Origin of the sequence: Cedecea davisae (genome assembly GCF_044095835.1) — a bacterium.
Taxonomy (GTDB): domain Bacteria; phylum Pseudomonadota; class Gammaproteobacteria; order Enterobacterales; family Enterobacteriaceae; genus Cedecea; species Cedecea davisae.
Genome location: NZ_CP172054.1, coordinates 764,476 through 783,521, shown reverse-complemented (window position 1 = coordinate 783,521; position 19,046 = coordinate 764,476). Strand labels below are relative to the sequence as shown.

Genomic DNA, 19,046 nt, shown 5'->3' with positions numbered 1-19,046 from the left:
ATGACCGAATTACGCCAGCCTTACTATGAACTCTCTCCGAACGTGTTCAACCCGATGAAACAGGCATTGCAGGGGCTGGAAAACGGCCCGCTGAGCAACGAGCTGATTGAACTGGTTTTTCTGCGTGTCTCGCAAATTAACGGCTGCGCCTACTGCCTGGAAATGCACTCAAAGGCGCTGCGTAAGTCAGGCGTCGAGCAGGTGAAGCTGGACTCTCTGGCGGGCTGGAAAGTGAGCCATCGATTCTCGGATAAAGAGCGTGCGGCGCTCGCCTGGGCGGAAGCCATCACCCTGATTGCCGACAGCAATGCCGAAGATGAAGTCTACCAGCCGCTACTACAGTTTTTCAGCGCCGAAGAGATTGTCGACCTGACGCTGGCGGCCAGCATGATGAATGCTTTTAACCGCGTTGCGGTTGGTATGCGCCAGTAAAATCTTTGCCCCTCACCCTGACCCTCTTCCCAAAGGGGCGAGGGAATGAAAAACGCCCGGCGCCATGCCCCTCTCTCCTGAAAAGTGAAGAGATGAAAAAAACGCTTTTGTAGAACTTTCCCCCTCGCCCTCCCCGGGTGAGGGTTTCCTCCATCATTTCACTGCACTTTTCAATTTCGTAAAATCAATCTAAAAACCCTATATGTTGCGTTGTTGCAAAAAATAAAATCAACATCTAGTATTCACTGCAACGAAACACCACTACCCCAACGCGACGAAACGCGCCGCTTTGTTATTCTAAAGGGAAATACGAATCATGCGCATTACTATTTACACCAAAACAGACTGTGTTCAGTGTCATGCCACCAAACGGGCGATGGAGAGCCGCGGTTTTACTTTCGATTTGATTAGCCTGGACCAAAACCCGGAGGCGGCGGACGACCTTCGGGCCCAGGGATACCGTCAGTTGCCGGTAGTGGTCACCGAGCAGGAAAGCTGGAGCGGCTTCCGCCCGGACATGATCAACCGCCTTAGCGTCGCCGCCAGCGCATGAGCAGCCTCGTCTACTTCTCCAGCGAGTCGGAAAACACCCTGCGCTTTATTGAGCGTCTCGGGCTACCCGCGCTGCGCATCCCGCTGGAGGTAAAAGCGCGGCTGGAAGTGACGGAGCCTTATATTTTAATTGTGCCCAGCTACGGCGGAGGTGGAATTGCCGGAGCCGTGCCGCCGCAGGTGATCCGCTTTTTAAACAATCCGCAAAATCGGGCGCTCATCCGCGGCGTGATTGCGAGCGGTAACCGCAGCTTTGGCGAAGGGTTTTGCCGCGCCGGGGACGTCATTTCACAAAAGTGCCGGGTGCCTTATCTCTATCGTTTTGAGCTACTGGGCACCCCGCAAGACATCGAAAACGTGCGTAAGGGAGTAAGCGAATTTTGGCAACGACAGAAGCAGTCCGCGTAGCGGCGCCGAGCGTGGACTATCACGCGCTCAACGCCATGCTCAACCTCTATGATAAAGAGGGCAATATCCAGTTTGATAAGGACAGGCAGGCCGTGGATTGCTTCTTTGAGCAGCACGTTGTGCCGAATACCGTAGCCTTCCCGAGCCAGCAGGCGAAGCTTGATTACCTGGTGGCCGAACACTATTACGATGAAAGCGTGCTCACACGCTACTCCAGCCGTTTTGTGCTGGCGCTTTTTGACCGCGCCCACGGCAGCGGCTTTCAGTTCCAGACTTTCCTCGGCGCGTGGAAGTATTACACCAGCTACACCCTGAAAACGTGGGACGGAAAACAGTATCTGGAACACTTCCCCGACCGCGTTTGCATGGTGGCCCTGACTCTGGCGCAGGGCGACGAGCAACTTGCAGCGCGCCTGATGGATGAGATGTTGAGCGGACGCTTCCAGCCCGCCACGCCGACTTTCCTGAACTGCGGTAAAAAACAGCGCGGCGAATTAGTCTCCTGCTTCCTGCTGCGTATTGAAGACAATATGGAGTCGATTGGCCGGGCGGTTAACTCGGCGCTCCAGCTTTCCAAGCGCGGCGGCGGCGTGGCATTTTTGCTCTCCAACCTGCGTGAGGCAGGTGCGCCAATCAAACGTATTGAAAACCAGTCTTCCGGCGTTATCCCGGTAATGAAAATGCTCGAAGACGCGTTTTCCTACGCGAACCAGCTTGGCGCTCGCCAGGGAGCTGGCGCGGTGTACCTCAACGCACACCACCCGGATATCCTGCGCTTCCTCGACACCAAACGCGAAAACGCCGATGAGAAGATCCGCATTAAAACGTTGTCGCTCGGCGTAACCATCCCGGATATCACTTTCCATCTGGCCAAAACCAACCAGCAGATGGCGCTGTTCTCGCCCTACGACGTGGAGCGTATTTACGGTAAGCCGTTCGGAGATATCAGCGTTAACGACCTTTACCAGCAGATGGTGGACGACGAACGCATCCGTAAAAGCTGGATTAATGCCCGCGACTTCTTCCAGACTCTGGCTGAGATCCAGTTTGAGTCCGGTTATCCGTACATCATGTTTGAAGATACGGTTAACCGCGCCAACCCGATTGCCGGGCGCATAAATATGAGCAACCTGTGCTCGGAGATTTTGCAGGTTAACAGCGCCTCCACCTTTGACGAAAACCTCGACTACGCGCAGATTGGCAAAGATATCTCCTGCAATCTCGGTTCGCTAAATATCGCCCACACCATGGACTCTCCTGACTTCGCTGGCACGGTGGAAACGGCAATTCGCGGGCTGACGGCAGTTTCTGATATGAGCCATATTCGCTCGGTGCCGTCGGTCGAGGCAGGGAACGCGGCCTCCCACGCCATCGGGCTTGGGCAGATGAATCTCCATGGCTACCTGGCACGAGAGGGCATTGCCTACGGCTCCCCCGAAGGGCTGGATTTCACCAACATCTATTTTTACACCATTACCTGGCACGCATTGCGCGCGTCCAATGCCCTGGCGCGCGAACGCCATCAAAGCTTTGCCGGATTTGAACACTCGCGCTATGCCAGCGGCGAATACTTCCGCCAGTATCTGGAGCAAAGCTGGGAGCCAAAAACCGAGAAAGTGCGCTCACTCTTTGAAAAGGCGGGCATCACTATCCCGGCCCGCGAGCAGTGGCAGCGACTGTGCAATGACGTGCGTGAATATGGTTTATATAACCAGAATCTACAGGCGATCCCGCCGACGGGTTCTATCTCGTACATCAACCACGCTACCTCGAGCATTCACCCGATTGTTTCAAGAATTGAGATCCGTAAAGAGGGCAAAACGGGGCGCGTTTACTATCCCGCCCCGTTTATGACCAACGACAATCTTGAGTTTTACCAGGACGCCTACGACATCGGCCCGGAAAAAATTATCGACACCTACGCCGAAGCCACACGGCACGTTGACCAGGGGCTTTCGCTGACGCTGTTCTTCCGCGATACCGCCACCACCCGCGATATTAATAAAGCGCAGATTTACGCCTGGAAGAAAGGCATTAAGACGCTTTACTACATCCGTCTGCGGCAGATGGCGCTGGAAGGTACAGAGGTTCAGGGCTGCGTGTCCTGTGCGTTATAAAGCGAAAGAACAAGGAGAAGTCATGACGCAACTTACGCGCGTAAGCGCCATCAACTGGAACAAGATCGAGGATGAGAAAGACCTCGAAGTCTGGAATCGCCTGACCAGCAACTTCTGGCTGCCGGAAAAAGTACCGCTGTCTAATGATATTCCGGCCTGGCAATCGCTCAGCGAGCCGGAGCAGCAGTTGGTTATTCGCGTATTTACCGGGCTGACGCTGCTGGACACCATTCAAAATACCGTTGGCGCACCGGCGCTGATGGCCGACTCGCTAACGCCGCACGAAGAGGCGGTGATGTCCAACATCAGCTTTATGGAGGCGGTACACGCCCGCTCCTATAGCTCGATATTTTCCACACTCTGCCAGACTAAAGACGTGGACGCCGCTTACGAATGGAGCGAGCAAAACCCGGCATTGCAGCGCAAGGCGCAAATTATTCTCGAACATTATCAGAACGATGATCCGCTGAAGAAAAAAATCGCCAGCGTGTTTCTCGAATCATTCCTGTTCTATTCCGGCTTCTGGCTGCCGATGTACTACTCCAGCCGCGGCAAGCTCACCAATACCGCCGACCTTATTCGGCTGATTATTCGTGACGAAGCGGTGCACGGCTATTACATCGGCTACAAGTACCAAAAGGCGCTGGCACAGCAGAGCGTGGAGAGGCAAAACGAGCTGCAAAACTTCGCTCTGGACCTGCTGATGGATCTTTACGACAACGAGCTGAGCTACAGCGAAACGCTCTACCGCGAGCTGGGCTGGGAAGATGAAGTCAAAGCCTTCCTCAGCTACAACGCTAACAAGGCGTTAATGAACCTCGGCTACCAGGCGCTGTTCCCGGCGGAAATGGCGGAGGTAAATCCAGCTATTCTTGCCGCGCTGTCGCCGAACGCCGATGAAAATCACGACTTCTTCTCCGGCTCCGGCTCCTCTTATGTGATGGGCAAAGCGGTGGAAACCGAAGACGACGATTGGGATTTCTAGTAGGCTGGCCGCTGAGTAATTCTGCGAGGTGGCCTATGAAGTTATTTCGTTTTTCTCTGTTAGCGCTGCTCTGCGGCAGCGCGCCCTTAGCCTTTAGCGCGCCGTTGCAGCTGGATATGGCCCAGCTGGCGCGCAGTAAGCATGAAATTAGCCAGCAAAATCCCGACGTTATGCCCGCCTGGCGCTCGCTCCAGCATAAAGCTGACCAGGCGCTTACCCATCCGCTTTACAGCATTACCCAAAAAAGCGCCTCCGCTCCGGCGGGTAATCCTCATGACTATTACAGCTTCTCCGACTACTGGTGGCCCAACCCCAAAACCGCCGACGGCCTGCCGTGGGTACGCAAAGACGGCCAGATGAATCCTGCCGCCGTAGGCAAGCAAAGTGATAAAAGCCACCTTAATGGCATGATTGATGACGTCTGGAATCTGGCGCTGGCCTGGCAGCTCTCGGGCAAAACGACCTATGCAGAAAAAGCCCGCCAGCAGCTGGTGAACTGGTTTATTACGCCGGAAACCCGCATGACGCCTAACCTGATTTATGCCCAAAGTATTCCAGGACATAAAGGCGTGCGCGGCACCGGCATTCTCGATGGCCGGGTTTTGGTGCGGCTAATCGACGCCATCGAGCTGCTGCATGACGGCGGCCAGTTAGACGATAAAACCTGGCAAGGCCTGCGGAACTGGTACCGCGATTACTACCGCTGGTTGACCACCAGCGAGAACGGTAAGAAAGAAGACGCCGCCGACAATAACCACGGCACCTGGTACGACGTGCAGGTGGCCGCCATTGCGTTATGGCTCGGCGATAAAGAAGCGGCAAAGCAGCGGCTAATGTTTAGCGCCGGGCAGCGTGTTCCGCAGCAGTTTGACGCCAAAGGCGTGCCGCAAACCGAAATTGGCCGTACCCGCTCCTGGCATTACAGCAACTTTATTCTCGATGCTTACAACCAGTTGGGGAGGCTGGGAGAAAGGGCTGGCGTCAATGTCTGGCAGGCAAAAAGTGGCGAACATAACCTGCAAAATGGCTACCTGTATGTTGCTCAATTTGTTGATAGCCAGACACCATGGCCTTACCCAAATATCGAGCCTTTTAAGCCTGATGATGCTCTTGAAAATATGGTTTCGGCAGCCCATGCCTGGCCAGAAAATAATACGCTACAAAACAAGGCCAAATGGCTTTTAAATCGCAATAAAACGGCAATAATCAACTTGATTTTTGAACGGTAATATTTATGTCATTTCTGCCTGAATCATCGAAAATTCAGGCAGAATATTATCGCATTGACAAAAATTATCTCACCAGACTCATTCCCCCTCAGCCCTTCTATCATGGGGAATTTCGCCCCCACTCGCCACGCGGATATTTTCATATCACAAAATCGAGGGTTGCCTCAGATTCTTAGTATGTTAGGGTATATACAGGTCAATATTTCCACCAGGAATCATCTATAAATAAATCAAATACGGGAATCTGTTTATTGCATGGCAATTAAATTAGAAGTGAAGAATTTATATAAGGTATTTGGCGAGCATCCACAACGCGCATTCAAATACATCGAGAAAGGAATCTCCAAGAGCGAATTACTGGAAAAAACGGGTCTGTCGCTTGGCGTTAAAGACGCCAGTCTGGCCATTGAAGAAGGCGAGATTTTTGTCATCATGGGGTTATCCGGTTCCGGTAAATCCACCATGGTTCGCCTTCTCAATCGCCTGATTGAACCCACCCGCGGGCAGGTACTGATAGACGGCATAGATATCGCCAAAATATCAGAATCCGAGCTGCGTGAGGTGCGCAAAAATAAGATCTCAATGGTCTTCCAGTCATTTGCCCTGATGCCCCATATGACGGTATTAAATAATACTGCCTTTGGCATGGAATTAGCCGGAATGCCGCTAAAAGAACGCCAGGAAAAAGCGCTGGATGCTCTGCGTCAGGTAGGGCTTGAGAATTATGCCAACGCTTATCCCGATGAACTTTCCGGCGGCATGCGTCAGCGCGTAGGCCTGGCCCGGGCGCTGGCAATTAATCCTGATATTTTACTGATGGATGAAGCCTTCTCGGCACTCGATCCGTTAATTCGTACGGAAATGCAGGATGAATTAATTAAGCTGCAGGCTAGACATCAGCGCACCATCGTATTTATTTCTCATGACCTTGATGAAGCAATGCGAATTGGCGACAGGATTGCCATTATGCAGGGCGGCGAAGTGGTGCAGGTCGGCACGCCGGACGAAATTCTGAATAATCCGGCCAATGATTATGTGCGCACCTTCTTCCGCGGCGTAGATATCAGCCAGGTGTTTAGCGCCAAAGATATTGCCCGCCGTAGCCCGGCTGGTCTGCTGCGTAAAACCACCGGTTTTGGGCCACGTTCAGCGCTTAAACTATTGCAGGATGATGACCGTGAATATGGCTATGTCATTGAACGAGGTCAGAAATTCCTCGGCATCGTCTCCACAGACTCTCTGAAATCCGCACTTGCTGCGGGCGAAGGTCTGGAGAGCGCATTTTTAGCCTCCCCGGAGGCGGTTTCCGCTGAAACCTCACTGAGCGATTTGCTCTCCCACGTTGGCCAGGCTCCGTGCGCGGTGCCGGTGGTGGGCGAAGAGCAGCAATACGTGGGCATCATCTCGAAAGGGGTGCTGCTTCAGGCATTAGATCGTGAGGGGGCAAACCAATGAGTGACGCAACAAATCCGTGGGATTCAGGCAGCGCGGCGACGGACGCCGCGGCTAATCAGGCAGCAAGTTCAACTGACGCATGGGGCGCACCGGCAACGGACGCGGCAACCAGCGGCGGCGCTGACTGGCTAAATTCGGCTCCGGCCGCAGCGCCAGAGCACTTTAATATTCTCGATCCGTTCCACAAAACTCTGATCCCGCTCGACAGTTGGGTAACGCAGGGGATCGACTGGGTGGTTATCCACTTCCGCCCGGTGTTCCAGGGCATCCGCGTGCCGGTGGATTATATTCTTAGCGGTTTCCAGCAGCTACTGCTGGGGATGCCCGCTCCGGTGGCGATTATCGTCTTTGCGCTAATTGCCTGGCAGATGTCGAGCCTCGGCATGGGCGTAGCTACGCTAATTTCCCTGATTGCCATCGGCGCGATTGGCGCCTGGTCTCAGGCGATGGTGACGCTGGCGCTGGTATTAACCGCCTTGCTGTTCTGTATGATAATCGGCCTGCCGCTTGGCATCTGGCTTGCACGAAGCGAACGGGCGGCGAAAATTATTCGCCCGCTGCTGGATGCGATGCAGACTACACCCGCGTTCGTTTACCTCGTGCCTATCGTGATGCTGTTTGGCATCGGCAACGTGCCGGGCGTGGTCGTAACGATTATCTTCGCCCTGCCGCCGATTGTGCGCCTGACTATTCTCGGCATTAAGCAGGTGCCGGAAGACTTGATTGAGGCTGCCCGCTCCTTCGGCGCCAGCCCGCACCAGATGCTGTTTAAAGTGCAGCTCCCGCTGGCAATGCCGACCATTATGGCCGGGGTCAACCAGACCCTGATGCTGGCGCTGTCGATGGTGGTTATCGCTTCGATGATTGCCGTGGGCGGCCTTGGCCAGATGGTGCTGCGCGGTATCGGCCGTCTTGATATGGGCCTGGCAACGGTCGGTGGCGTGGGCATTGTTATCCTCGCGATTATTCTCGACCGCCTGACCCAGTCCATCGGGCGTGATTCACGCTCCCGCGGCAACCGCCGCTGGTACACCACCGGCCCTCTGGGCCTGCTGACCCGTCCCTTCATTAAATAAGCCTGGCGGCGGCCCCGTGCCGCCCCTCGCCCCATCACCACTAAAAAGGAATAACGATGCGACACAACGCTATTTTAGCCACGGCTCTTGCGACACTCGTTACCACCAGCGCCTTCGCGGCAGACCTGCCGGGTAAAGGCATCGCCGTTCAGCCGGTGCAAAGCACCATTTCCGAAGAAACCTTCCAGACGCTGCTGGTCAGCCGCGCGCTGGAGAAAATGGGTTATACCGTCAATAAACCAAGCGAGGTGGACTATAACGTCGGCTACACCTCTATTGCTTCCGGCGATGCCACTTTCACCGCCGTAAACTGGCAGCCGCTGCATGACGATATGTATGCCGCCGCGGGTGGCGATAAGAAATTTTATCGCGAAGGCACTTTTGTCACCGGCGCAGCGCAGGGCTATCTCATCGACAAAAAAACCGCCGATGCCTACCACATCACCAATATCGAGCAGCTAAAAGATCCAAAAATCGCCAAACTGTTCGACAGCAACGGCGACGGCAAAGCCGACATGATGGGCTGCACGCCGGGCTGGGGCTGCGAGGCGGTTATCAACCACCAGAACGAAGCCTATAAGCTTGCCAATACCGTTACCGTTAACCACGGAAACTACTCGGCAATGATGGCCGATACCATCGCGCGCTTTAAAGAGGGCAAACCGGTGCTGTATTACACCTGGACGCCGTACTGGGTGAGCGACGTGCTGAAGCCGGGTAAAGACGTAGTCTGGTTACAGGTGCCGTTCTCTTCCCTGCCGGGCGAGCAGAAAGACATCGACACCAAGCTGCCTAACGGCGCTAACTACGGCTTCCCGGTAAACACCATGCATATTGTGGCGAACAAGGCCTGGGCCGAAAAGAACCCACAGGCGGCCAAACTGTTTGCCGTGATGAAGCTGCCGCTGGCGGACATTAACGCCCAGAATGCAATGATGCATAGCGGTAAGTCTTCAGAAGCGGATATCAACGGCCACGTTGATGGCTGGATTAAGGCGCACCAGGCGCAGTTTGACGGCTGGGTGAAAGAAGCATTAGCCGCGAAATAAACCACCGTTCTCCTCCCTCTCCCCTTGTACGTTCCGGGGACATAGTAGACAGATGTTCGGGGACATAGTGAACACCTTTTAACATCTTTTACCCATGATGATCGACCGGTTCTTCAGGTCGATCATTCCCACTTTCGTGCTGTACCACCACACCTCATAACAACCGTCCTCACCGCTTTCCTTCAGCCCCACTCGCTCTCCCCTGAACGCTTTGCCCGCTTTCAGGCTGATACCTCTGATGCTCAGGCTTCCACTGATATCCACTTTTCTTACCGCCACGCCGTCATCGTACTCCGGCCCGGGAGCATCGCTTCTGTACTGTCTGGCCGAAGGCTGATAGCGCGAACCCGGGACCGCCATATTCAGTCCCTCATGCGGGCGTTCAAAGTTATAGACCTCCCGCCAGTGGTCAAATACCCGCTGGAGCTGGTCGCTGTCCGTGAACCATTTCCCCTGCAGAACCTCCGCCTTCAGACTGCGGTGAAAACGCTCGAGCTTGCCCTGCGTCTGGGGATGATAAGGCCGCGAGTGCCCCACCCGGATACCCTGACGCATCAGCCACAGCTCCAGCGCGGTCCAGGTCCCGGTGGTGTCTCCCCAGGGCGCCCCGTTATCCATGGTCATCCTCTCCGGCAGGCCATAGCGCTCAAACACCTTTGTCAGATGTGACTGCACGGTCTCACGCCGCTCGTTGTCGCAGTGCGTCAGGCAGAGTGAAAACCGGGAGTGGTCGTCCAGCAGCGTGAGGGGATGGCTGCGCCCACCGGCGAAGGGAAAGTGTCCCTTAAAATCCATCTGCCAGAGGGCGTTCGGCCTGCCGTGTTCGAAGCGACCGGCAGAGGGGATACCCGGCGGTACACCGGGTAGCAGGCCGTGACGGTGCATCAGGTTGTGCACGGTACTGACGGCAGGAAGGTGGTGCCCCTGCGCTTCCAGCCAGGCCTTAATCTTGCGGGCTCCCCAGCGGGGATGGGCCAGGTGTGCCTGCTGTAACAGGTCAGCCACCTGAGCGGCGGTGGCGTTGGGAGAATGATGGGGAGCCCGTGAGCGGTCAGCGAGGCCGGGAAGTCCGGCCTCGAGAAAGCGGCAAAGCCACTTATATCCGGTGGCGGGCGCGATGCCGAAGTGGCGACAGAGCGCCCGGATGTTAGCCCCGTCCTGCGAGGCAAAGTGAACAAACTCGTGACGTAATGACATGGTATCTCTCGCATCCCAGGGCATAAGCGACTCCGGAAGAGGGTTCTTATGCCGTAGTTGTAAGTGTCTACCATGTCCCCGAACAAGTGTTCACCATGTCTCCGGTATGTACACCCCTGGAGGGGGAGGGTTTTACCGCACAAACCGACACCCGCCTTCCCTTCTGCTGACATAATTTTTCGCTATTATTTCAACCTCTCTTTGGCAAGTTGAAGATAATAATGAAAAACACCACTCACACTCTCAGCCCAACGCTGATTGTCCTGATGTCCGTTGCTACCGGGCTGGCCGTTGCCAGTAACTACTACGCGCAGCCGCTGCTCGACACTATTGCAAACGCATTTTCGCTTTCCGTTAACCAGGCTGGCTTCATCGTCACCACCGCTCAACTTGGTTACGCGGCGGGCCTGCTGCTGCTGGTACCGCTTGGGGATATGTTCGAGCGCCGCGGGCTAATCGTATTGATGACGCTTCTCGCCGCAGGCGGGATGTTGATTACCGCCACCAGCCAGTCTCTGTCGATGATGATTCTGGGTACCGCGCTGACCGGCCTGTTCTCGGTCGTTGCTCAAATCCTTGTCCCGTTCGCCGCCACGCTCGCCGCTCCGGAAAAACGCGGCAAGGTTGTAGGCACCATTATGAGCGGGTTGCTGCTGGGTATTCTGCTGGCACGAACCGTGGCTGGTCTGCTGGCAAGCCTCGGCGGCTGGCGTACCGTGTACTGGGTGGCCAGCGTGCTGATGGCGCTAATGGCCATTGCGCTGTGGCGCGGGCTGCCGCAGGTAAAACAGGAGAGCCATCTTAATTATCCTCAGTTGCTGACCTCTATATTCAGCCTGTTTATCAAAAACAGCCTGTTACGCACCCGCGCCCTGCTCGGCTGCCTGACGTTTGCTAACTTCAGTATTCTCTGGACTTCAATGGCGTTTCTGCTCGCCTCACCACCGTTTAACTATTCAGAGGGCGTTATCGGTCTGTTCGGCCTGGCCGGTGCGGCTGGTGCTTTGGGCGCTCGTCCTGCTGGCGGGCTGGTCGATAAGGGCAAGGGGCATCACACCACCACCATCGGTCTGCTGCTCCTGCTGCTCTCCTGGGCAGCCATTGCCCTCGGCCAGTTCTCGGCCATCGCGTTGATTGTCGGGATCCTGGTGCTGGATTTAACCGTTCAGGGCGTACACATCACCAACCAAAGCCTGATCTATCGCATGATGCCCGAAGCACGTAACCGGCTGACCGCCGGTTATATGACCAGTTACTTCATCGGCGGTGCGGCGGGTTCGTTAATTTCCGCAAGCGCTTACCAACATGCTGGCTGGAACGGCGTCTGCGTCGCCGGTGCGGTCGTGGCACTACTAAATCTGGTAGTGTGGTGGCGCGGATACCAGCGTCAGGCGGATTAAGCCAGTACCTCTGCGGCCCGTAAGGGAAATTAGGGGTGTAATGGCAGGGGCAGTCTGTTAAGGTTGTCCCTGTTTATTAATTCGAGTGACATTAACGCTGGTTATTTATTAATATTTGATATGGATAGACCCGCAACTGTTTCGGCCCACAACTGCCACAGCATGGCAAACCCGACAGGGCTGACGAACAGCTTCCCCATCGCAATCCCTCCTATCCTCATCGCGATAGCCTCCGGTTTCCGTACCGTTGAACGCCGTTATACCACTCGAAACCCATTTTCTCTCCCCACGCTGCTTAGCGCTCTGGGCTACGGCTTAGCGTGGATTACGCCGATGGTGGCATCAACCAAACGTATATAAACGTATACAAACGTATAAATAATGCATTTACTTTATTTGTCACCATCGTTACTATATCGGCTGCAACTAATGAGGTTATGCCAAAATGGATAGTTCGTTCACGCCCATAGAACAAATGCTGAAGTTCCGCGCCAAACGTTACCAGGAGTTCCCGTATCAGGAAGTTCTGTTAACCCGTCTTTGTATGCACATGCAGGGTAAACTGCTGGAAAACCGCAATAAGATGCTGAAGGCGCAGGGGATCAACGAAACCTTATTCATGGCGCTCATCACCCTGGAGTCCCAGGAAAACCACAGCATCCAGCCTTCCGAGCTGAGCTGTGCGCTGGGTTCCTCCCGCACGAATGCTACCCGTATTGCCGATGAGCTGGAAAAACGCGGCTGGATTGAACGCCGTGAAAGCGACAATGACCGCCGCTGCCTGCATCTGCATTTGACCGAGAAAGGTCACGAATTCCTGCGTCAGGTACTGCCGCCGCAGCATAACTGCCTGCACCAACTCTGGTCTGCACTCAGCGGTGATGAAAAAACGCAGCTCGAAGCCATCACCCGCAAGCTGCTGACTCGCCTCGACCAGATGGAAGAAGACAAAGTGATACTTGAAGCGCTGAGCTAAACGCTGCCGTCTACACTTCTGACAACAATCCGATTTCAAAACTACTTTCAGGCCAGCAATCATTTGCTGGCCTGTCAGGTCTAACAGGTCGGCTAAGCTGACCGGAAATAATAAAAAAACAGGTGGAGATTAGCATGAGCGCAAATGCGGAGACTCAAGCCCCGCAGCAACCGGCTAACAAGAAAGGCAAGCGTAAAGGCGCCCTGCTCTTGTTGACCTTGCTCTTTGTCATTATTGCCGTGGCATATGGGATCTATTGGTTTTTAGTCCTGCGCCATTTTGAAGAGACGGACGATGCGTACGTGGCGGGGAACCAGGTGCAAATAATGGCCCAGGTCTCCGGTAGCGTCACCAAAGTCTGGGCAGACAATACCGATTTCGTAAAACAGGGTGATGTGCTGGTTAACCTCGATCGCGCCGATGCCGATCAGGCGTTCCAGAAAGCGCAAACTCAGCTGGCTTCCAGCGTGCGCCAGACTCGCCAGCTGATGATTAACAGCAAACAGTACCAGGCGAACATCGAACTGCAAAAAACCGCGCTTGCTCAGGCTCAAAGTGATTTGAACCGCCGCATTCCGCTGGGTAGCGCCAACCTGATTGGTCGTGAAGAACTGCAACACGCTCGTGATGCAGTTGCCAGCGCACAGGCTCAACTCGACGTTGCCGTACAGCAATACAACGCCAACCAGGCGATGATTCTGGGCACTAAACTTGAAGATCAGCCGGCCGTTCAACAGGCTGCCACCGAAGTTCGCAACAGCTGGATGGCGCTGCAACGTACGCAAATCGTCAGTCCGATGAGCGGCTACGTTTCCCGCCGTGCGGTGCAGGTTGGTGCGCAAATCAGCCCGTCCACCCCGCTGATGGCCATCGTTCCGGCCAACGGTATGTGGGTTGATGCTAACTTTAAAGAAACCCAACTGGCGCATATGCGCATCGGCCAACCGGCGACCATTATCAGCGATATCTACGGCGACAAGGTGAAATACACCGGCAAAGTCGTCGGCCTGGATATGGGCACCGGCAGCGCCTTCTCCCTGCTGCCCGCGCAAAACGCCACCGGTAACTGGATCAAGGTCGTTCAACGCCTGCCGGTTCGTATCGAGCTGGACGCCAAACAGGTTGAAGAGCATCCGCTGCGCATCGGTCTGTCCACGCTGGTTAACGTTGATACCAGCAACCGCGACGGCAGTATTCTGTCTACCCAAACACGCAATTCCCCGGTCTATGAGAGTAACGCTCGCGAGCTGAATCTGACGCCGGCTAACCAGCTTATTGACCAGATTATTCAGGCCAATGCGGGTTAATAAAGCGGAGGTTGTATGGCACAACAAAAACCGCTAGAAGGGGCCCAGCTGGTCATTATGACCATCGCGCTGTCGATGGCGACCTTTATGCAGGTGCTGGACTCCACTATCGCCAACGTGGCCATCCCGACCATTGCCGGTAACCTTGGCTCATCGCTGAGCCAGGGCACCTGGGTAATCACCTCGTTCGGGGTGGCTAACGCTATTTCGATCCCGATTACCGGCTGGCTGGCAAAACGTCTCGGCGAAGTGAGGCTGTTCCTCTGGTCAACGGTGCTGTTTGTTATCGCCTCCTGGGCGTGCGGCATGTCAAACAGCCTTGAGATGTTGATCTTCTTCCGCGTGCTTCAGGGGATTGTTGCCGGGCCGCTTATCCCGCTGTCGCAAAGCCTGTTGCTGAGTAACTACCCGCCCGCTAAGCGCAGTATTGCGCTTGCGCTGTGGTCGATGACGGTGATCGTGGCGCCCATTTGCGGCCCGATCCTCGGCGGCTATATCAGCGATAACTACCACTGGGGCTGGATCTTCTTTATCAACGTGCCTATCGGTGGCGCGGTGGTGCTGATGACCCTGCAAACCCTGCGTGGGCGCGAAACCCGAACCGAGAAACGCCGCATCGATGCCGTCGGGCTGGCACTGCTGGTGATAGGGATAGGCAGCCTTCAAGTCATGCTCGACCGTGGTAAAGAGCTGGACTGGTTTAACTCGACGGAAATCATCGTGCTGACGGTTATAGCGGTGGTCACCATCAGCTTCCTTATCGTCTGGGAGCTAACGGACGACAACCCGATAGTCGACCTCTCGCTATTTAAGTCGCGAAACTTCACCATCGGCTGCCTGTGTATCAGCCTCGCCTATATGCTCTACTTCGGCGCAATTGTATTGCTGCCGCAGCTATTGCAGGAGGTCTATGGCTATACCGCAACCTGGGCGGGCCTGGCTTCCGCTCCGGTGGGTCTGATCCCGGTGCTGCTGTCACCGATTATCGGGCGCTTTGCCCATAAGCTGGACATGCGCCGGCTGGTGACATTCAGCTTCATTATGTATGCGGTCTGCTTCTACTGGCGTGCGTATACCTTTGAACCCGGGATGGATTTTGGGGCATCGGCCTGGCCGCAGTTTGTGCAGGGCTTTGCGGTGGCGTGCTTCTTTATGCCGCTAACCACCATTATCCTCTCCGGCCTGCCGCCGGAAAGGCTGGCGGCGGCATCGAGCCTGTCGAACTTTACCCGAACCTTAGCGGGTTCCATCGGCACCTCGATTACCACCACGCTGTGGACCAACCGCGAGTCGCTGCACCACGCCCAGTTAACGGAGTCCGTTACGCCGTTTAACCCCAATGCAGTGGAGACTTACAACCAGCTACAGGGGTTGGGGATGACGCAGCAGCAGGCCTCCGGCTATATTGCCCAGCAGATAACCAACCAGGGGCTGATAATCTCGGCCAATGAGATTTTCTGGTTCTCCGCAGGGGTATTTATCCTGATGCTGGTGCTGGTGTGGTTTGCTAAACCTCCGTTCGGCGCCGGTAGCGGCGGCGGTGGAGCGCACTAATATCACGTTAAAAAGGAGCCATTTGGCTCCTTTTTCTTTTCATCAACCTGGCGGATCCGCGCCACAGGTTGTCAGTTTTGCGCCAGTATCAAACGCCGTTGTTCGCCAGGATAAAAGCTCGACACAAACTGGAGAACCAACATGCTGCCCAACCCCTCGCAAAAATATCACGCCCATCTGCCGATGAGCTTACCCGACCGCCAGTGGCCGAATAAAACCCTGACCCGGGCACCACGCTGGCTCTCTACCGACCTGCGCGACGGCAATCAGGCGCTGGCGGAGCCGATGGACGCCACGCGTAAATTACGATTCTGGGAACAGCTTCTCAAATGTGGATTTAAAGAGATTGAGGTTGCGTTCCCGTCCGCGTCGGAGACTGATTTCCAGTTTGTTCGCCAGCTGATTGAAGAGCAGCGCATCCCGCAAGACGTGACTATCCAGGTTCTGACCCAGGCTCGCAGCGATTTAATCGAACGTACCTTTGCCTCGCTTGAAGGCGCACATCGCGCAACGGTGCATCTTTATAACGCCACCGCACCGCTGTTCCGCAGGCTGGTATTCCGCCAGAGCAAAGAAGAGATCGTCCAGTTGGCGGTAAGCGCAACGCGCCAGATCCGCGCCTTGTGTGAGGCCAGCCCGCAAACGAGCTGGAATTATGAGTATTCCCCGGAAACATTCTGCTTTACCGAGCCGGAGTTTGCCCTGCAAATTTGTGAGGCGGTGGCTGATGTATGGGAGCCTTCGGCTAAGCGTCCAATGATAATCAACCTACCCGCCACGGTTGAGGTGAATACGCCCAATGTTTACGCCGATCAGATTGAATATTTCTGCCGCAATTTCTCCCGCCGCGGCGAAGTGTGTATCAGCGTACATCCGCATAACGATCGCGGCAGCGGCGTTGCCAGCGCGGAACTGGCAATTCTTGCCGGAGCCGATCGGGTAGAAGGCTGCCTGTTTGGCAACGGGGAGCGCACCGGTAACGTCTGCCTGGTAACGCTGGCGATGAACCTTTACAGCCAGGGCGTATCACCCGGGCTGGATTTTAGCGATATGAAACAGGTCGTGGAACTGGTCGAGCAATGCAACCAGCTGCCGGTCCACCCTCGTCATCCCTACGCCGGTAAACTCGCTTTTACCGCATTTTCTGGCTCGCACCAGGATGCTATTAAGAAAGGGTTTACCGCTCGCCAGCAGGCGGACTCGCCGCTGTGGGAAATGCCTTATCTTCCGGTCGACCCCAACGATATTGGCTGTAGCTATGAGGCGGTGATCCGCGTTAACAGCCAGTCAGGGAAAAGCGGCGCGGCGTGGATGCTGGAGCAAAATCATGGTCTGGTTTTACCGCGCGGGCTTCAGCAGGATTTCAGCCGCCATGTTCAGGCCCGCACCGACAGGGATGGCAATGAAATGACGCTGAGCGCGCTCTGGCAGCTGTTCCGGGAGCTTTATGGCCCGCATCAAACCGCTCCCCGGCAGTTGCTGGACTACCGCAGTGAAAGCCAGGCCGACGGTACGCTTCACCTGTCGGCACATATCCAGACCGCCGAAGGCATTATCACGCTTCAGGGCAAAGGCAATGGCCTGCTCTCCGCCGCCGCCGATGCGCTGAAATCTCGCTTTAATATTACCTTCGCCATTGAGGATTACCACGAGCACACGCTCGGCAGGCACAGTGAAAGCCGCTCGGCAGCTTATATTCGCTGTACCTTCAGGCAGGGCAAAAGCAGTTGGGGAACCGGTATTGATAATGATGTTTCTCGAGCGTCGCTGCAGGCGCTGCTTAACGCTCTTCCGGTGGATTAACCGAAGAGAAATAATCGCTCGGTGAAACGCCGAGCGTACGGCGAAACATGGCGCTGAAGGCGCTGTGGCTCTCGTAGCCCAACTCCAGCGCCACCCGAAGCACGGACTGCCCCTGCGCAAGGCGGCCCAGCGCTTCCATCAACCTTGCCCTGCGCAGCCATTCGCTAAACGCCAGCCCGGTCTGCTGGCGGAAATGACGCAGTAACGTGCGCTCACTAACGTTAAGACGCCGGGCGGCCATCGCGGTTGTCCATAATATGCCAGGCTCCGCCTGAACCTCGCGACACAGCGCCAGCAGCGCGGGTGACTGCGGCTCCGGCAGGTTAAAGGGCAGCGCGGCTATCACTCTTATTTCATCAAGAATAAGCTCATAGATCCGCTCTTCCCTGCTGCCCGCAGCATAGCTTTCCGGCAGCTGAAGCGAGGCAATAATCAGCTCACGTAGCAAAGTTGAAACTTGAACAACCTGGCAGACCGAAGGGAAATCTGCCCGGGCAAAGGGGTCGATAAATAACGTGCGTGCCGCCACGTTGCCGGTTATTTGCAACCGGTGTTGAGTCCCTGCGGGAAGCCAGACGCCCCGACCAGGAGGGACTACCCAAAAACCATGCCGGGTTTCTACCCGCACTACGCCACTCAAGGTATGCAGCAACTGCGCGCAGCCGTGGCTGTGCCATGGCTCCGTCTCACCATGAAGGTAATCATGGGCAAAAGGAACCAGAGGCCGCGTGGCGAAATTAAATTCCAGGCTGGTGGACATAGTTTACTTCGTGTGCAAAAAGATGAAGATAGCATACGCCAGGCGTAAAAAAAGGAGCCATATGGCTCCTTTTTACGGTGCACAAAACTAGATGTGCAGCTCTTGCAGCTTCTCTTTAGGCAGCGCCAGCTCATCATTGCTGTTGACGCTAACGCCGTGCTCGATGATATGACGAGCGATATCCTGAGCTTCCTGCAGGGAATGCATCTGGTAAGTCCCGCACTGGTAAACGTTCAGTTCCGGGATCTGGTTCTGCTCTTTCACCTTGAGCACATCCTGCATTGCCGCTTTCCACGCATCCGCAACGCGCTGCTCTTCAGGCACGCCAATGAGACTCATGTAGAAGCCGGTACGGCAGCCCATCGGGGAGATATCGATAATCTCTACGCCGTTGCCGTTCAGGTGATCACGCATGAAACCGGCAAACAGGTGCTCCAGAGTATGGATACCTTTTTCCGGCATCACTTCCTTGTTTGGGACACAAAAGCGCAGGTCAAACACCGTAATAGTGTCACCATGTGGAGTGTGCATAGTTTTGGCTACACGTACTGCAGGCGCACCCATACGAGTATGGTCGACTGTGAAGCTATCCAACAACGGCATCTGGTCACCTCCGATAAGTGATTTTTTTTAAAATAATTGAAACTTTTTCCACGCACGCAAGTCTGAGTATATGAAAGACGCGCATTTGTTATCATCATCCCTGTTATTCAGAGATGAATATTTGGCCACAAGTATGTGGCCAT

Annotated in this window: 18 protein-coding genes; 15 read left to right on the top strand and 3 right to left on the bottom strand. The window is 55.3% G+C overall.

Annotated features, from left to right (window positions below; all coding sequences use genetic code 11):
- From ACG1VR_RS04215 to proX, 9 genes are all read left to right on the top strand, one after another.
- The gene (locus ACG1VR_RS04215) at window positions 1-432 is read left to right on the top strand and encodes a carboxymuconolactone decarboxylase family protein (RefSeq protein WP_016537950.1); all 432 of its coding nucleotides are present in this window, start codon (window positions 1-3) and stop codon (window positions 430-432) included.
- 316 nt (window positions 433-748) lie between these two features.
- The gene (nrdH, locus tag ACG1VR_RS04210) at window positions 749-985 is read left to right on the top strand and encodes a glutaredoxin-like protein NrdH (protein WP_016537951.1); all 237 of its coding nucleotides are present in this window, start codon (window positions 749-751) and stop codon (window positions 983-985) included.
- Window positions 982-1,392 (top strand): class Ib ribonucleoside-diphosphate reductase assembly flavoprotein NrdI, encoded by a 411-nt coding sequence (gene nrdI, locus ACG1VR_RS04205; RefSeq protein WP_172569114.1) that lies wholly within the window; start codon window positions 982-984, stop codon window positions 1,390-1,392. Before nrdH ends, nrdI begins: the two co-directional genes overlap by 4 nt.
- Before the next feature lie 35 nt (window positions 1,393-1,427).
- Window positions 1,428-3,509 carry a class 1b ribonucleoside-diphosphate reductase subunit alpha gene (gene nrdE / locus ACG1VR_RS04200; protein WP_395491057.1) on the top strand — a complete coding sequence of 694 codons (2,082 nt, stop codon included), beginning with the start codon at window positions 1,428-1,430 and terminating at the stop codon, window positions 3,507-3,509.
- Between the two features lie 22 nt (window positions 3,510-3,531).
- Entirely contained in the window at window positions 3,532-4,494 is a 963-nt protein-coding gene (gene nrdF, locus ACG1VR_RS04195) for a class 1b ribonucleoside-diphosphate reductase subunit beta (RefSeq protein WP_395490274.1), read from the top strand.
- A 35-nt stretch (window positions 4,495-4,529) separates the two neighbouring features.
- Window positions 4,530-5,723, top strand: a complete 1,194-nt coding sequence (locus ACG1VR_RS04190; protein ID WP_395490273.1) for an alginate lyase family protein — start codon at window positions 4,530-4,532, stop codon at window positions 5,721-5,723.
- Between the two features lie 255 nt (window positions 5,724-5,978).
- The gene (gene proV / locus ACG1VR_RS04185; protein ID WP_172569110.1) at window positions 5,979-7,178 is read left to right on the top strand and encodes a glycine betaine/L-proline ABC transporter ATP-binding protein ProV; all 1,200 of its coding nucleotides are present in this window, start codon (window positions 5,979-5,981) and stop codon (window positions 7,176-7,178) included.
- A complete protein-coding gene (gene proW, locus ACG1VR_RS04180; protein WP_016537957.1) occupies window positions 7,175-8,254 on the top strand; it encodes a glycine betaine/L-proline ABC transporter permease ProW in 1,080 nt (359 codons plus the stop codon). Before proV ends, proW begins: the two co-directional genes overlap by 4 nt.
- Before the next feature lie 56 nt (window positions 8,255-8,310).
- Window positions 8,311-9,303, top strand: coding sequence for a glycine betaine/L-proline ABC transporter substrate-binding protein ProX (proX, locus tag ACG1VR_RS04175; RefSeq protein ID WP_172569109.1), 993 nt, complete (start codon window positions 8,311-8,313; stop codon window positions 9,301-9,303).
- 78 nt (window positions 9,304-9,381) lie between these two features.
- On the opposite strand, the gene ACG1VR_RS04170 is transcribed toward proX, so the two are convergent.
- Window positions 9,382-10,524 (bottom strand): IS481 family transposase, encoded by a 1,143-nt coding sequence (locus ACG1VR_RS04170; RefSeq protein ID WP_395488908.1) that lies wholly within the window; start codon window positions 10,522-10,524, stop codon window positions 9,382-9,384.
- 197 nt (window positions 10,525-10,721) lie between these two features.
- On the opposite strand from ACG1VR_RS04170, the gene ACG1VR_RS04165 reads away from it, so the two are divergent.
- From ACG1VR_RS04165 to leuA, 6 genes are all read left to right on the top strand, one after another.
- Window positions 10,722-11,900, top strand: a complete 1,179-nt coding sequence (locus ACG1VR_RS04165) for an MFS transporter (RefSeq protein WP_395490272.1) — start codon at window positions 10,722-10,724, stop codon at window positions 11,898-11,900.
- Between the two features lie 120 nt (window positions 11,901-12,020).
- On the top strand, window positions 12,021-12,260 hold the full coding sequence (locus ACG1VR_RS04160; protein ID WP_157056727.1) for a hypothetical protein: 240 nt from the start codon (window positions 12,021-12,023) through the stop codon (window positions 12,258-12,260).
- A gap of 85 nt (window positions 12,261-12,345) precedes the next feature.
- Window positions 12,346-12,876, top strand: a complete 531-nt coding sequence (gene mprA / locus ACG1VR_RS04155; protein ID WP_016537961.1) for a transcriptional repressor MprA — start codon at window positions 12,346-12,348, stop codon at window positions 12,874-12,876.
- 134 nt (window positions 12,877-13,010) lie between these two features.
- Complete coding sequence (gene emrA / locus ACG1VR_RS04150) at window positions 13,011-14,183, top strand: multidrug efflux MFS transporter periplasmic adaptor subunit EmrA (RefSeq protein WP_172569107.1); 1,173 nt, start codon at window positions 13,011-13,013, stop codon at window positions 14,181-14,183.
- 15 nt (window positions 14,184-14,198) lie between these two features.
- Window positions 14,199-15,737 (top strand): multidrug efflux MFS transporter permease subunit EmrB, encoded by a 1,539-nt coding sequence (gene emrB, locus ACG1VR_RS04145; RefSeq protein WP_016537963.1) that lies wholly within the window; start codon window positions 14,199-14,201, stop codon window positions 15,735-15,737.
- A 141-nt stretch (window positions 15,738-15,878) separates the two neighbouring features.
- Window positions 15,879-17,540, top strand: coding sequence for a 2-isopropylmalate synthase (leuA, locus tag ACG1VR_RS04140; RefSeq protein WP_395490271.1), 1,662 nt, complete (start codon window positions 15,879-15,881; stop codon window positions 17,538-17,540).
- Here the strand turns inward: leuA and ACG1VR_RS04135 are convergent.
- Both ACG1VR_RS04135 and luxS read right to left on the bottom strand, forming a co-directional pair.
- Entirely contained in the window at window positions 17,518-18,300 is a 783-nt protein-coding gene (locus ACG1VR_RS04135; protein WP_395490270.1) for an AraC family transcriptional regulator, read from the bottom strand. The genes leuA and ACG1VR_RS04135 overlap by 23 nt on opposite strands.
- 87 nt (window positions 18,301-18,387) lie before the next feature.
- Complete coding sequence (gene luxS / locus ACG1VR_RS04130; protein WP_016537967.1) at window positions 18,388-18,903, bottom strand: S-ribosylhomocysteine lyase; 516 nt, start codon at window positions 18,901-18,903, stop codon at window positions 18,388-18,390.
- Window positions 18,904-19,046 lie beyond the last annotated feature (143 nt).

Coding starts and splice junctions, on each gene's coding strand:
- ACG1VR_RS04165 (WP_395490272.1), top strand. CDS start 10,722: ATGAAAAACACCACTCACACTCTCAGCCCAACGCTGATTGTCCTGATG.
- ACG1VR_RS04160 (WP_157056727.1), top strand. CDS start 12,021: ATGGATAGACCCGCAACTGTTTCGGCCCACAACTGCCACAGCATGGCA.
- ACG1VR_RS04190 (WP_395490273.1), top strand. CDS start 4,530: ATGAAGTTATTTCGTTTTTCTCTGTTAGCGCTGCTCTGCGGCAGCGCG.
- emrB (WP_016537963.1), top strand. CDS start 14,199: ATGGCACAACAAAAACCGCTAGAAGGGGCCCAGCTGGTCATTATGACC.
- proV (WP_172569110.1), top strand. CDS start 5,979: ATGGCAATTAAATTAGAAGTGAAGAATTTATATAAGGTATTTGGCGAG.
- nrdF (WP_395490274.1), top strand. CDS start 3,532: ATGACGCAACTTACGCGCGTAAGCGCCATCAACTGGAACAAGATCGAG.
- proW (WP_016537957.1), top strand. CDS start 7,175: ATGAGTGACGCAACAAATCCGTGGGATTCAGGCAGCGCGGCGACGGAC.
- emrA (WP_172569107.1), top strand. CDS start 13,011: ATGAGCGCAAATGCGGAGACTCAAGCCCCGCAGCAACCGGCTAACAAG.
- nrdI (WP_172569114.1), top strand. CDS start 982: ATGAGCAGCCTCGTCTACTTCTCCAGCGAGTCGGAAAACACCCTGCGC.
- leuA (WP_395490271.1), top strand. CDS start 15,879: ATGCTGCCCAACCCCTCGCAAAAATATCACGCCCATCTGCCGATGAGC.
- mprA (WP_016537961.1), top strand. CDS start 12,346: ATGGATAGTTCGTTCACGCCCATAGAACAAATGCTGAAGTTCCGCGCC.
- ACG1VR_RS04170 (WP_395488908.1), bottom strand. CDS start 10,524: ATGCCCTGGGATGCGAGAGATACCATGTCATTACGTCACGAGTTTGTT.
- ACG1VR_RS04135 (WP_395490270.1), bottom strand. CDS start 18,300: ATGTCCACCAGCCTGGAATTTAATTTCGCCACGCGGCCTCTGGTTCCT.
- nrdE (WP_395491057.1), top strand. CDS start 1,428: ATGCTCAACCTCTATGATAAAGAGGGCAATATCCAGTTTGATAAGGAC.
- proX (WP_172569109.1), top strand. CDS start 8,311: ATGCGACACAACGCTATTTTAGCCACGGCTCTTGCGACACTCGTTACC.
- ACG1VR_RS04215 (WP_016537950.1), top strand. CDS start 1: ATGACCGAATTACGCCAGCCTTACTATGAACTCTCTCCGAACGTGTTC.
- nrdH (WP_016537951.1), top strand. CDS start 749: ATGCGCATTACTATTTACACCAAAACAGACTGTGTTCAGTGTCATGCC.
- luxS (WP_016537967.1), bottom strand. CDS start 18,903: ATGCCGTTGTTGGATAGCTTCACAGTCGACCATACTCGTATGGGTGCG.